This is a genomic window from Streptomyces mirabilis (genome assembly GCF_018310535.1).
GTDB lineage: Bacteria > Actinomycetota > Actinomycetes > Streptomycetales > Streptomycetaceae > Streptomyces.
Genome location: NZ_CP074102.1, coordinates 8,911,434 through 8,924,350, shown reverse-complemented (window position 1 = coordinate 8,924,350; position 12,917 = coordinate 8,911,434). Strand labels below are relative to the sequence as shown.

Annotated in this window: 12 protein-coding genes and 2 pseudogenes; 9 read left to right on the top strand and 5 right to left on the bottom strand. The window is 67.7% G+C overall.

Features of this window, described 5'->3' with window-relative positions:
• The first annotated feature begins 228 nt into the window (after positions 1–228).
• Positions 229–711, top strand: a complete 483-nt coding sequence (locus SMIR_RS39760; protein WP_249938536.1) for a helix-turn-helix domain-containing protein — start codon at positions 229–231, stop codon at positions 709–711.
• Positions 708–1,262 (top strand): transposase, encoded by a 555-nt coding sequence (locus SMIR_RS39755; protein ID WP_168499913.1) that lies wholly within the window; start codon positions 708–710, stop codon positions 1,260–1,262. Before SMIR_RS39760 ends, SMIR_RS39755 begins: the two co-directional genes overlap by 4 nt.
• Before the next feature lie 108 nt (positions 1,263–1,370).
• Here SMIR_RS39755 and SMIR_RS39750 read toward each other — a convergent pair whose 3' ends face one another.
• Both SMIR_RS39750 and SMIR_RS39745 read right to left on the bottom strand, forming a co-directional pair.
• Positions 1,371–2,234: an IS701 family transposase gene (locus SMIR_RS39750; RefSeq protein ID WP_283959589.1), complete on the bottom strand. Its 864-nt coding sequence runs from the start codon at positions 2,232–2,234 to the stop codon at positions 1,371–1,373.
• A 514-nt stretch (positions 2,235–2,748) separates the two neighbouring features.
• Entirely contained in the window at positions 2,749–3,654 is a 906-nt protein-coding gene (locus SMIR_RS39745) for a LysR family transcriptional regulator (protein WP_212728496.1), read from the bottom strand.
• A gap of 146 nt (positions 3,655–3,800) precedes the next feature.
• On the opposite strand from SMIR_RS39745, the gene SMIR_RS39740 reads away from it, so the two are divergent.
• The 5 genes from SMIR_RS39740 (at position 3,801) to SMIR_RS39720 (ending at position 8,931) form a co-directional block, all read left to right on the top strand.
• Complete coding sequence (locus tag SMIR_RS39740) at positions 3,801–4,919, top strand: PrpF domain-containing protein (RefSeq protein WP_212728174.1); 1,119 nt, start codon at positions 3,801–3,803, stop codon at positions 4,917–4,919.
• Positions 4,916–6,331, top strand: coding sequence for a C4-dicarboxylate transporter DctA (locus SMIR_RS39735; RefSeq protein ID WP_212728173.1), 1,416 nt, complete (start codon positions 4,916–4,918; stop codon positions 6,329–6,331). Before SMIR_RS39740 ends, SMIR_RS39735 begins: the two co-directional genes overlap by 4 nt.
• Before the next feature lie 211 nt (positions 6,332–6,542).
• Complete coding sequence (locus SMIR_RS39730) at positions 6,543–7,049, top strand: hypothetical protein (protein ID WP_249938577.1); 507 nt, start codon at positions 6,543–6,545, stop codon at positions 7,047–7,049.
• Between the two features lie 67 nt (positions 7,050–7,116).
• Positions 7,117–7,950, top strand: coding sequence for a transposase family protein (locus SMIR_RS39725; RefSeq protein WP_212728172.1), 834 nt, complete (start codon positions 7,117–7,119; stop codon positions 7,948–7,950).
• 687 nt (positions 7,951–8,637) lie between these two features.
• Positions 8,638–8,931, top strand: coding sequence for a hypothetical protein (locus tag SMIR_RS39720; protein WP_212728171.1), 294 nt, complete (start codon positions 8,638–8,640; stop codon positions 8,929–8,931).
• 115 nt (positions 8,932–9,046) lie between these two features.
• Here the strand turns inward: SMIR_RS39720 and SMIR_RS44035 are convergent, their stop codons facing one another.
• Positions 9,047–9,346: a hypothetical protein gene (locus SMIR_RS44035; RefSeq protein WP_249938576.1), complete on the bottom strand. Its 300-nt coding sequence runs from the start codon at positions 9,344–9,346 to the stop codon at positions 9,047–9,049.
• A 429-nt stretch (positions 9,347–9,775) separates the two neighbouring features.
• Positions 9,776–10,312 carry a DinB family protein gene (locus SMIR_RS39710; protein WP_212728170.1) on the bottom strand — a complete coding sequence of 179 codons (537 nt, stop codon included), beginning with the start codon at positions 10,310–10,312 and terminating at the stop codon, positions 9,776–9,778.
• Positions 10,313–10,811: 499 nt separating this feature from the next.
• On the opposite strand from SMIR_RS39710, the pseudogene SMIR_RS39705 reads away from it, so the two are divergent.
• Both SMIR_RS39705 and SMIR_RS39700 read left to right on the top strand, forming a co-directional pair.
• Positions 10,812–11,009, top strand: a pseudogene (locus tag SMIR_RS39705) (CorA family divalent cation transporter); the annotation flags it as partial.
• A gap of 26 nt (positions 11,010–11,035) precedes the next feature.
• Positions 11,036–11,890: pseudogene (locus SMIR_RS39700) on the top strand (site-specific integrase); the annotation flags it as partial.
• Positions 11,891–12,043: 153 nt separating this feature from the next.
• On the opposite strand, the gene SMIR_RS39695 reads toward SMIR_RS39700, so the two are convergent.
• Positions 12,044–12,625: a suppressor of fused domain protein gene (locus SMIR_RS39695; protein WP_212728169.1), complete on the bottom strand. Its 582-nt coding sequence runs from the start codon at positions 12,623–12,625 to the stop codon at positions 12,044–12,046.
• Between the last annotated feature and the right edge of the window lie 292 nt (positions 12,626–12,917).

Here is a 12,917-nt window from a genome sequence, read left to right as displayed (position 1 = left end):
CATCGCCCCTTGCCCCGCTGACTGCCCGCCCCGGTGATCATTTCCGGTCACAGCACTAGTGCTGGATTCCTCTTTCGTTGGGTATATGTCCTGGTGGCGGGGTAGTTGACGGTGCTCGGGGGCGGGTGCTGGGCGATGGTTTTACGAGCACGACCGGGGCGTGACGAGGACGAACGGACCGTCGTTCGCCGATTGTCGCGGGCGCGGAAGGCTCCGCGGGATGCAGTGATGCGGGCCCGGATGATCGAGCTGAGCTGGGCGGGGCTACGGGTGCCGGCGATCGCCGTGGAACTGGACTGCAGCCAGAAAACGGTCCGCTGCTGGCTGCACCGCTTCAACCGCTCAGGCCTGCAAGGGCTGGATGATCTGGGCGGGCAGGGCCGCAAGCGGCGGATCACCGAAGAGGAACGATCTCGGATCATCTCCCTGGTCAAGACCGTCCCGCCGGGGCGGCTGAGGTGGGAGCCGGTCGGGGAGCTGTGGGCCTTCGACGAGTCCGGGCCACCCGAGTGGACGCTGGATTCCCTGGCCGCGGCAGCGCGGGCCGAAGGGATCGAGGTGGGGCGCTCACAGGTCCGCCGCATCCTGCTCGCCGAGGGCGTGCGCTGGCGCCGCACCCGGTCCTGGACGCGATCGAAGGACCCGGACTTCGTCCCAAAAGGACACGGATCATCGGCCTCTACACCCACCCGCCCGCCGGTGCGACGGTGATCTGCGCCGACGAGCTGGGGCCAGTGATCCCGCGGACCTTCCCGCCCGCCCCCGCCTGGTCACCCGACGGGCACCGGATCAAAGCGGAACTCGACTACAGCCGCGGACCGGAGAAGACCTGGGTCTACGGCGGTCTGCGACCAGCCGACGGCCAGGCCGTCACGATGACCGCTTCCTCCCGCAACAGCGTCTTCTACCAGCAGTTCCTGCAACTGCTTGAGGACGCCAACCCGGAGGGTGAGATCTGGATCGTCACCGACAACCTGTCCAGTCACAACAGCCTGTCCACTCGGACCTGGCTCGAAGGCCATCCCCGGATCCACCACGCCTTCATCCCCGTCGGTGCGTGCTGGCTCAACCTGCAGGAAGGCTGGTGGCGCATCTTCCGCAAGGCCGCCCTCGCCGGCCGGTCATTCGCCAACCGCGACGACATCGAATACGCCACCACCCTTGCGACCGACCAGCTCAACTCCCGGGCCAACCCCTGGATCTGGGGCAGACCGGCACCGCCAACTCGCTTACTACGGCGCCGATATGTGTACACCGTTTGAGGAATCCAGCACTAGTAGGACTCCGTTAGGTCGTTCTTGATCTCGGTGTTCTGTGTGTCCTGCTGGGCAGCGGCTGTTGGCAGGTGGTGCAGATGCCGGTCCAGCACCTCAAGGTGTCCTGGAGTGCATCGAGGATCTGGTAGAGGGTGAGGCCGGACTGGGTGCTTTTGGGGCCAGGCGTTGTTCGGTGAGGAAGGCGTGGGCGGCGGTCACGAGGGTGACGAGGTGGTGCCAGCCGGGCCAGGACCGGCCTTCGAAGTGGTCCAGGCCCAGGCCGTGCTTGAGTTCGCGGTAGTCGTGCTCGATGCGCCAGCGGACCTTCGCCAGACGGACCAGGTCGACGATCGCCATGTCAGCCGGCAGGTTGGACAGCCAGTAGTCGGTGGGAGCCTCGGCCCCCTCGGGCCACTCGACCAGCAGCCAGCAGTCCGGCAGGACCCCGTCCCACCAGCCCTGCTCGGCCGAAGCAGCGGTTCGGATCGGACGCTCGACGGCCTTGCCTGCAGGGCGGATGCGCACGGCGGCGAAGCGGGACCGTAACTCTCCTCGCGAGCCGTTCCGCCAGGCGGCGGTGGTGAACGCGTCCTGCGCGAGACCGGCGGCCAGGGCTGCCACTGACGGTGCGGGATGGCGGTAGCGAGGCTGTGGCCAGCACCCGACGGGCCCGTTGCGGGCTGGAGCGACGGGCTGTTCCTCGAAGGGATGGGCGGTCACGTCCGCGCGGACGGCCAGCACGTAGTCGATGCCGCGCTCTGCCAGGCCGGCCCGCAGGTGTGCGTTGGTGCCGTAGGCGGCGTCAGCCACGACGACCGGCGGCCTCATGCCCCAGCCGGCCAGGGTGTCGAGCATGTCCAGAGCCAGCCGCCACTTCTCCCGGTGCGTGACCTCGGGCGGGACGCGGGTGACGGTCCTGCGGCCGGTGTCTGACGCCCATTCCTTCGGCAGGAACAGCCGCCATTGAGGATCTGCCATCTTGAATTCGCTGGTCACGGGGCTGGTGTGTGTGGTGGGTTGTGTACTCGCGCTGGTCGGGGGCGATTGTCTGGCGTCAAGATCGTCTGTCAGCGCGCGATCTCGATGTTGGTCAGTACGAGCAGGGCGCGAAGGAGCGTGGTGGCGTGTCGGACGTGCAGGCGGAGCTTGGTGATGATGCGCCAGTTCTTCAGGTGGGCCATCCCAAGATCGCCGTCAAGTACCGTGCACGCCGCGCACCCGGACAAGGCGCTGCCCCGGATCCGCTGACCGGGCGCACCGCCCCCACCCCGCAGTGGAAGACCTCGATCAAGCCTTCGGCCTGTCACTGCCGGAGCCGACGCTCGCCACGCTCACCTCGGAGCCTGTGCTCCTTCCGGATCACGAACCCAACGTATGGCCAGGGTTGCTTGGCGCCGCCCGTTGCCCACGTCCAACACCGAAGTGCGGGGCCTGGATTGGCGGCGGTGAGCGCGGCGGTTCCATGACCGGTGGGCGTGGTTCGGTGTCAATGTCAGGTTGTTCGGGCTGCGGCGGTATCGCGGAGGAGTCCGGCGAAGGTGAGGGCGGCGGGGGTGAGCGAGTGGTCGGCCATGCGAACGAGGAGGATGCGGCGGATGGGGGCCGGCGGCTGGAGGGGCAGGACGGTGACGCCGGGTCGGGTGCCCTCCAGGGCCAGGGTGGGGGCGAGGGCGACGCCGATGCAGGCGGCGACCATGGCCTGGGCTTCCTGGTAGTCGTGGGCCTCGTAGGCGATGTGGGGCTCGAAGCCGACGGCGCGGCAGCCGCGGACGAGGGCTTCGGCCACCGGGTGATGGTCGGCGCGGGTGATCCAGGGGTCGTCTGCGAAGTCGGCGAGTGAGGCGGCGTTACGGCCGGCGAGTGGATGGTGGCCGCTGATGAGAAGGGCCGGCGGGTCATCGAGGAGTGGGGTGACGACGATGTCCTCCCGGTCGATTCGGCTCCAGTCGTAGTCCCACATCAGCGATATTTCGATCTCCCGGTTCTCCAGCATCGTCCAGAGTCCGGCGATGCGGGCGCTGCGGACGGTCAGCCGTACGTCGGGGTGGGCGTCGCGGAAGGCGATCACGGCCTGCGGGAGGAGCGAGGCGCCGACGGTGGGGAAGGTGCCGATGCGCAGTGTGCCTGCGCGCAGGCCGGCGAAGTCGGCGAGTTCGTTTTCCGCGGCCTGCAGTTCGCGTTCGATCCGTTGCCCTCGTTCGGCCAGCGCCCGTCCGGCGTCGGTGGGGGTGACACCCCGGGCGTGGCGTTCCAGCAGGGGCTGGCCTGCCTCTGTTTCCAGGCGGCTGATCTGCTGCGATACCGCTGACGGGGTGTAGTTGAGGGCGCGGGCTGTCGCGGTCACCGAGCCGCGCCGGGCGACCTCCGTGAACAGCAGGATCCGCCGGACGTCGAGCATGCCGCCACCTCCAGCGTTCACTTCACCTTAATAGCCATGCAGATTTCCGAGATTGTACTTCACGCTGCTGTAACCCACCGTGGAGGACACCACGCACGGCGAGACCGCCGGTGGACTTCCCCTTCCATGGCTGTGAGGAGTCAGTTGTGCTGCGTCTGCAGGGCGAGATGATCCGCGGAGGAACCAGCAAGTGCTGGATCTTCGACCACCGCGACGTGGCCGCCACGGGCGTGGACGTCGATGCCCTCCTGCTCGCCGCCTTCAACGCCGCCGACCCCCGTCAGATCGACGGCGTGGGCGGCGCCTCCTCCACCACCTCCAAGGCCGCCGTCGTACAGGCGTCGACCCAACCCGGTGTGGATGTCGAGTACGCCTTCGCCCAGGTCGGAATCGGCGACGAGCGCGTGGAGTGGGCCAGCAACTGCGGCAACTGCGCCACCGCCGTGGCCCTGTACGCCGTCCACCACGATCTCGTGCCGATCGCGTCGGACACCACCACCGTCCGCATGCTCAACGTCAACACCGGGGCCCGCCTCACCGGCACGATCCCCACCCCCGCGGGCGTGGCCCCGGAGGAGGGCACGGCCGTGGTCCCTGGTACCTCGGCGCCCGGCGTGCCGGTCCTGCTCGGGTTTCAGGACCCGGCGGGCTCGACGACCGGCCGCGCACTGCCGACCGGCCGGGCACTGGACGAGCTGACCGGCCCGGACGGTCCCGTCGAGGCATCCCTGGTGGACGCCGGCGCTCCGGCCGCGCTGTTCGAGGCCAAGGCGTTCGGCCTCGATGGCACGGAATCCCTCACCGCGTTCGCCACCGCAGTGTCCGCGCTGACACTGCTGCGCCGCCAGGCAGCGCTGGCCATGGGCCTGGCCCGCGAGGGCGATCCGGTCAGCCACGCGGTGCCGAAGGTGGGCATCGTCGCCCGGCCTGCCCCCTATCGCACCACACAGGGCATACTCGTCAACCAGGACGAGTACGACCTGGCCGTGCGCATGGTCTCCATGCACGCCCCGCACCCGGCGATCGGCCTGACCTCCGCCGTGGCCCTGGCCACGGCCGCCGCCACCCCCGGCACCCTCGCCCACCGCGTCGCCCGGCAGACCGCCGACGGCACGCTGCGCCTGGGCACCCCCGCCGGCGTGATCGCCACCCAAGCCGTCCCCGCACCGGACGGCGCGTCCCCCACGGTGCTGCTGCACCGCGCCGCCCGGCGTATCGCCCGAGCCGAACTCCTCGTTCCCGTCCTGGAAGGACGCCCCGCATGAGCCGCAACGACGCTGCCCCGGGTACCGTCACCGCACCACCCGGCCGCATCCGCCGGATGCTGTCCCACCTCTACGTCCAGTGCCTGATCGCCGTCCTCCTCGGCGCCGCCGTGGGCGGGCTGTGGCCGTCCATCGGCGGTGACCTCAAGCCGCTCGGCGACGGCTTCATCGCGCTGGTGAAGATGTTCATCGCGCCGATCATCTTCTGCACGGTCGTCCACGGCATCGCCTCCATGGGCAACGCCCGCGCGGTCGGCCGCGTGAGCCTGAAGGCCCTGGTCTACTTCGAGGTGCTGACCACCGTGGCCATGGTGATCGGCCTGGTCGTCGTCAACGTCGTCAAACCGGGCAGCGGTCTGCACATCGACCTCTCGACCCTGTCCACCAAGGGCCTGCCGCCGGAGGCGACCACGGCCCACGAGGGCTTCGCCGCCTTCCTCCTCACCATCATCCCCGCCACGCTGGTCAGCGCCCTGACTGGCAACGAGATCCTGCCGGTGCTGCTGGTGTCGGTGCTGTTCGGATTCGGCCTGCACGCCAGCGGAGAGGCCGGCCTGGGCATCGCCCGGGGCGTCGAGAAGTTCTCCATGGTTCTGTTCACGCTCATCCGGTGGATCATGCGGCTGGCCCCCATCGGCGCGTTCGGCTCGATGGCCTTCACCATCGGCAACTACGGCCTGGGCACCCTGCGCCACTTGTCCCTGCTGGTCGGCTCGTTCTGGCTGACCGCCCTCTTCTTCGTCCTGGTCGTCCTCGGGACCGTGATGCGACTGAACGGACTGCGGCTGCTGCCGTTCCTGCGCTATATCAAGGAGGAGCTGCTGATCGTCCTGGGCACGTCCTCCACGGAGCCTGTCCTGCCGCGCATGATGGCCAAGCTTCAGCATGCGGGCGCCTCGAAACCGGTCGTCGGCATCACGCTGCCCGCCGGGTACTCCTTCAACCTCGACGGCACCGCCATCTACCTGACCATGGGCTCGGTCTTCCTCGCCCAGGCCCTCGGCATCGACCTCAGCCTCACCCAGCAGCTGGCCATGCTCGCCGTCATGCTGCTCACCTCCAAGGGCGCCGCAGGCGTCACCGGCTCCGGCTTCATCGCCCTGGCCGCCACTCTCAGCGCCGTCCCGCACGTCCCGGTCGCCGCCCTCGCGCTGATCTTCGGCGTCGACCGGTTCATGTCCGAAGCCCGCGCCCTGACCAGCCTGGTCGGCAACGGCGTCGCCACCCTGGCCGTCGCCCGCTGGGAGGGCGAGCTCGACGAGGACCGCGCCAAGGCCGTCCTGAGCGGCGAGATTCCCTACACCCCTGCCTCCGCTCCCTCTGCGGTGACAGTCGAGCCCGATCCGAAGCAGACGCCCGCACCCGAGGCGATGCCCGAACCAACCCGCGACCCGGTCCCCGCCGCAAGCTGATATTGCGTGGGCGGGTCGGCCCAGAGCAGATGCTCCGCTCCGGCCCGCCCACGTCTCAACAGGACGTCGTACTCGCCGTCCAGGCTGGTCAGGAACGTCTGGCCCTCCGGTACGCCCAGTCTTCCAACCGCTGATCAAGTCCGGCGAACGCCGCGCAGAACTCCCGCGGAGTCTGCCGTTTCGGTGACCAGGGATCCGCGGATTTCCCGGCGTGAGCGAGGTACCTGTCCGTACGATCCGGCGGGAGGTGCGTCAGGTGGCCAGGGATGCGGAACCGGACCTTCATGGGCTGATCACGGCCCGCAGGGCCGAACTGGAACTGCAGGCAGAGAAGTTGAGCCAGCAGCTTCAAGAGGTGCGCGACGAGCTCGAGGAACTCACCGTCGCCGAGCGGGTCGCGCGTCGGCTGGCCGAGCAGCTGCACGCCGAAACGAGGACGACGCCTGGGGGTGCCAGCCAGGTCGCGGGCCGCGCGGTGCTGCTGGTGCCGCAGCGCGAGCGCAACACAGACGAGACGGTACTGCCTGTGGACTACCAGCGGATCATGGACGTGGTGCGACGGGCGGATACGCCGGTCATGGTCAAGCAGGTCTGCGGTGAGCTGGGGATGTCCGAAGAGCCGGCCCGCTCGGAGGCGATGCGCTCGAAGCTGAACCGGCTGGCCGAGCGGGGCTGGCTGCGCACGCTGGCCGACGGGAAGTTCACCACCACGCTGTGAGTGTGGTCCAGCAACGGCATACAGCCCGGGCCGTAACGCCGATGGCCCCGGCGGCAGTTGATAGATCATGCCAAAGAAAACCAGCCCCGCCGGGGGCACTGAGACGGTTGTCTACCAGTCCAGTCTGCAGCTGTCCACGGCCACCCTGACCTTCCTCGGCGACCTGCTCCGCGGCCATCTGAAGAAGATCCGCTCCCGGTGGCGCAAGCTGCCGGCCGGGAAGACCGCCACGATCGTCCTCGCAGTTCTCCGCCATGACCAGCGGCTTGCCGACATGGCGGGCGGCAACCACATCTCCGCCACGACGGTACGTCGTTGGGTCCTGGAGGTGATCGAACTGCTTGCCGCTCGGGCCCAGCGCCTGGAGCGCGCGCTGAAGAAAGTCATCCGAACGGGTGGCCACGTCGTCCTGATCGACGGCACTCTGATCCGCACCCGGCGGCGCACAGGAGCGGACAACCGCCGCAACTACAGCGGGAAACACAAAGCCCACGGCCTGCTCTTCCTCGCCCTCACCGATCACAAGGGCCGGCTGCTGTGGCTGTCCGCGGCCCGCCCGGGACGCTCCTCGGAGATCACCACCGCCCGTTACAACAAGCTCGTCGAGCGCCTGCGGGCCGTCGAGCTGGGTGCCATCGGTGACCTCGGCTTCGTCGGCCTGGACGACGACCCGGACAACCCCGTGGTCATCACCGGCTACAAAGCCGCCCGCACCAAGCCACTCATCCCTGCGAAGAAGCAGGTCAATAAGCTGATCGCGTCTGTCCGCGCGGTCTGCGAGCACGCCTTCGCGCACCTGAAGAACTGGCGCATCATCACCAAGCTCCGCCTGCACGTCCGACACGCCACCACGCTCCTTCGCGCCCTGCTCGTACTGACCAACATCGAGATCGCGCGCTGACAGACGATCTTGACGCCAGACAATCGCCCCCGACCAGCGCGAGTACGCAACCCACCACACACACCAGCCCCGTGACCAGCGAATTCAAGATGGTGGATGTTCACTGGGCACTGCTCGCCATCGCCCTTGCGATCCCTGTGGTGAGTCTGGTTCTCGGGGCCAATGGCTCCCCTTGCGAGGTATGGGTCGCAATCTCCTCGGTGTCGGGTGTCTATAACGTGCTCCTCGTGGTGCTAGAGCGTCGCCTCCGACGTGGCTGTGGAGCGGCAAGGCTGGCGCACCGTTCTGAAGCTTCGAAATGGCAGACCGTGGGCGAGCGAGCGGGAGAAGCAAGCACCGGACAGAACGGTCACGACGTATCGGGACCAGAGAGCGTCTGAGTAACTGAACCACTCGGGGGCCACTGGGGGCTGCCCCGTCGCGCCTCGGAAGTCGTGTAGGGATCTCCGACTCGGGGAAGACACCGGCCAACGGAGACAACGCATAGGGGGATGCACATGCCAGGGGCGACGCCACCGGCGTCACCGGCATGCCGAACCCGGTGACCAACCGCCCCACCTGGCTGAGTCGAGCGACCTCCCGACAGCACGGGCACGGCCACCGCTCGGCCAGCGCCAGGCTCCTCGGCACGCCCCTGGCTGGTTCGTCGCGGACCTCGCCCTCGCGCCTCCGGAAGGCCCTCATCCCGTGCTGCCCGACCTCTCAGCGGTCCCATCCTGGGCCGCCGCCTGCCTCGTCGCCCTGACCACCATCACCACCGCGCTCGTCACGCTGGCGCGCACTCTCGTCCGCGCCCTGCCCCAGACCGCCCCGGCGCGGTTGGAGTGGTGGCGTGAGCTACTCCGCTACCGCCTCACGGTTCGCGAGCTCAAGGACGCCCGCCGGACGAACCGCCGCCGCACCCACAACCCCCGTATATCCAGCGGCGATACGGATGCTGTCCGTACGGGGGACGGCCAGCGCGAGAGCGCCGATCCGTGAAGGATGCGGCGGCCGACCTCAGTTGGCGGCTAGGGGTGTCCGTTCGGCGGACACGGGAGGCTGGAGAGGTCGACGCATGCTGCCTACCCTGGTCGGGTCATCAACCCCAGCAGGGTCAACCGACGAACCGCACCCTCGGTGCCTCCGGCACGTCCACCTCGTACGGGACCGTCCACGGCTCGAAACCTTCTCGACGGCAGGTGAGGACCAGGCGCATCGGCAGGTTGAGCCACTTGTCCCGCCACCGTTCCTCCCGGTCGTTGCCGTCCCACCAGAGGGGTGAGCGCGTGCGCTCCAGCGCGAACGGCCGCCCCCTGCCTATCGCGAGAGCGAACGGGGCGACCGTCTGCCCGTTCCGGTCCGCGCCGTCGGAGCCGGGCACGAACCGCAGCGGTCCCCACACCTGGGCAGCCACCGGCTCCTCGGTCGCCCCCCCGCCCCGCGAGCCGGGACGTGTAGTCCATGTCATCGCTCTGCGCGACCTCGACTCGGATCTCGTCGAGATGGCAAAGCGGAAGCGGGCCGACGAGCCGGACGTTGAGCGTCGCTCGGTCGCCCTCATCCATCTCGATCCTCACGATGAACTGCGGCAGCAGGTCGGCGTGCCAACGGTCCCGCTCGATGCGCGCAACCGCGTCCGCGGTGGCGTTCGCACGGCGCGCCGCCAGCCACGCACCCCCGGTGGCGACCGCGCTGAAGACGGCCGTCGACGCTGCGATGATGGAGGCCCAGGGTGTTCCCATGAGGCGGGAGCGTAGCGGGAGTTGCACGAACCGTTTGCCGTGACTCCGGCAAACACTTCGTCTGACGAGCCCTGGAATGCTTCGTAGGGCACAGCGGTTGGCTACTCGCCGGTGGCGCCGTCGATGGCCTCGCGGAGGAGATCCGCGTGGCCGACGTGGCGGGCGTACTCCTCGATCACGTGCTCAAGGACGAACCGCACGTCGGTGTCACCGAATTCCGGGTTCGGCACGATACGCGCGAGGTCGACGGTCACCCTCGCGAACACCTGCCGCGACTCCTCGCACGCCTTCAGGTAGTCCGCGTAGACGTCCCTGGCCGGCGTGATGTCCGACTCGTCGTACCACTCGCCTCCGTCAGCGGTGACATAGGTCCGATAGGGGAAGAAGCGAGGCGCCGTGCCCGCCAACGTCCGCTGGAACCAGGCACGCTCGACCCCCTGCAAATGGCGCATGAGCCCCAGCAGGGTCAACGCCGACGACCCCACAGCGCGTAGCCGCAGCTGTGCATCCGAGAGACCCTCGCACTTCCACAGGAAGGTCGCTCGGTGGTAGTCGAGATTCGAGGCGATCACCTCCAACCACGGGCCCGATACCGCACGCTCGGGCCGGACGATCTTCTGGACGACAAAGTCGCTCACGCTGGGGTCTCCCTGTTGGGCATCAGTCTTGGCCGAGTTAGTACGTACCCACGATCCGAGGACCGAGCAGCGTCTCTATCGGCACCTCGGGGGCACGTCCGACCAAGACGACCTCTCTTCGTATCGGAACTCATCGCCCGACGCCGCACCGAACGTGGCCAGGTGTCGCTGCGAGTCGCAGACGGCCTGAACGCAACCCGGTGAACCCATGCGGGCACAGGATTCGGGGACCGCGAAATGCACTCGCCTGGAGGCCGGTGGACGACACCTCAGAGGTAACCCATAGTGACTTCCACCGGCCGCCAGGCGAGCACGAGCACACGTGGCGCGGATCCCTTCGGGACACCCTCGCTGGGGAGAATCTAGGGAGTATGGGCTGCGCCGGGGAGCGCGTGGGGAGAATCGGCCGCATAGCGCGGCATGATCCGCTATGACGCTGAAAGATCCATCCGCGCAGGCCAGAGGCCACCAAAGCCGCATCACCGCAGGTCAGCGCCCCCAGGCAGACAACTTCAAGAAGATTTCGTCATGGGCGGCGATTCTCTTCACTCCGACGCTGGTCGGGACCATCTACGGGATGAACTTCGACAGCATGCCGGAGTTGCACTGGGTGCTCGGATACCCCTTCGCGATCGTCCTGATGGCGGTCGTATGCACCAGTCTGTACGTCATCTTCAAGCGGAAAGACTGGCTCTGAGCAATCGCCGCGCCCAGACGGGCCGCCGCCCGCGCTGCTGCGCGATCGGCCAGTGCTGCCGCAAGCGCCTCTCCCCGGTCACGCTCGCCTACATCCACTCCGTACTCAAATCCGCCCTGGAACACGCCGTCCGTGAGGAGGAGATACCCCGAAACGTCGCCCGCAACGTCCGCACCGGCACGCCCCGGCCCCGCCGCTTCGAACCCCTCACCGCCGACGAGGCCCGTACCTTCCTCGCAGCCACCAACGGGCACCGACTGCAGGCCCTGTTCGAGCTCGCACTCCGCACCGGACTACGCAAGGGCGAACTCCTCGGCCTGTGCTGGGAAGGCCTCGACCTCGACGCCGGCACGGCCAGCATCCACCGTACCCTCCAGCGCACACATACCAACGGCCTGACCACCCTGCCGACCAAGACCATCAGCTCGGAGCGACGCATCGCTCTGCCGACCTTGTGCGTCACCTCACTGCGCGCGCATCGCGCTGAGCAGGCCCAGGAACGGGACAGGGCGGGCGCGGTCTGGCTGGACAGCGGCCACGTGTTCACCCAGCCCGACGGCCACCCGATCGAACCTGCCACCCTCACCCGGCACTTCGACGCCCTACTCCGCCGAGCAGGACTCCGGCAGATCCGGTTTCACGATCTCCGCCACTCGACCGCGACCCTCCTCCTCGAACAGGGCGTCGAACTCGTCGTCATCAAGGAACTCCTCGGCCACGCCCACATAGGGGTCACCGCGACCGTATACGCCCACGTCCAGCTCCGCCTCCAGCGCGGCGCCATCGACCTCCTCGGGCGGGCCCTCGACGACCGGGGCGGCCGCGCTGCCCGGCCCGATGACGGCGAGAGCCCTCCGCTTTGCGCAGCTCCCGTCCGCTGATGTTGCCGTCAACTACTGCCGTCAAACGGCGACAGCGGCCCCACCGGAAAGCATCCGGTGGGGCCGCTGCAATTTATTCAGAAGCGAGGCAAGAATCGAGTGAGCCGCTCATCCCGCGCCATGCGGAACCATCAGCCTCGGGGCACCCCCACGTCAAACCACCGCAGGACGAGCGGGATCATATGGGTCCCATTCGGAGTTCCACACCACTCCGGCTCCCTGAGCATGGATGATCTTCCTCTCCGAGGCATAGATCGGATAAGCACCAATAATCTCTACGAAATCGCCGGAACCCATGCCGGAGCGTGCGAGATCGATCTGGTCGGCGAGCATCAGCCGAGGCGAGGGTACAGCCAAGAGCAGGCTGCTCAATCCCGAACCTGGCACATACGGCTTCATGTAACCAATCACCATCCCCGGATCGAAGGGGCACATGCCACGTAGGGCTGCCACCGTGATGGCTGGTACCTTCGCCCATTCTGAATCATTCGAACGCATCACTATGCAAAGCTCGCGGGATGATGACAGCGAATCCGCGCCCTCCCACAGCGACAGCCCGTATGTAAATCCAGAAATGAAGCCGGGCTCCGGGGTATCCGCATAGATGAGAGCGAAAACTTGACCGTCACCTGGCTCCCGGGGCGGAACCTCACGGATCTCCGGCTCCACACCGAGCGTCGAACTCAGCTGCTCTACAAAGTGAGCGAACCGATCTGGATCATTGAGACGAACCATCCAAGTCTCACCTTCTGTCGGGTTGGTGGGGTGGCCCTCTGTAGGGCCACCCCACCAAAGAGAGTCACGGCTAATGTATGGATCCCGGTGGCTGGAAGAAGTGCCCATCGGCAGCATCCCACCACTCGGTGAGATCGTGGTCAATGTATGAGTTGAACTCATCAAATCGACTCGCCGGAATCCTCCATTCAGTGAGGCCCTTCGTTAGTCCCATTGAATTCTTTAGTGGGTACTCCAGGCCTCCATCTTCCACCGGGCCCCCAAATGCCTCCCTGAATCCAGGTTTCATCAC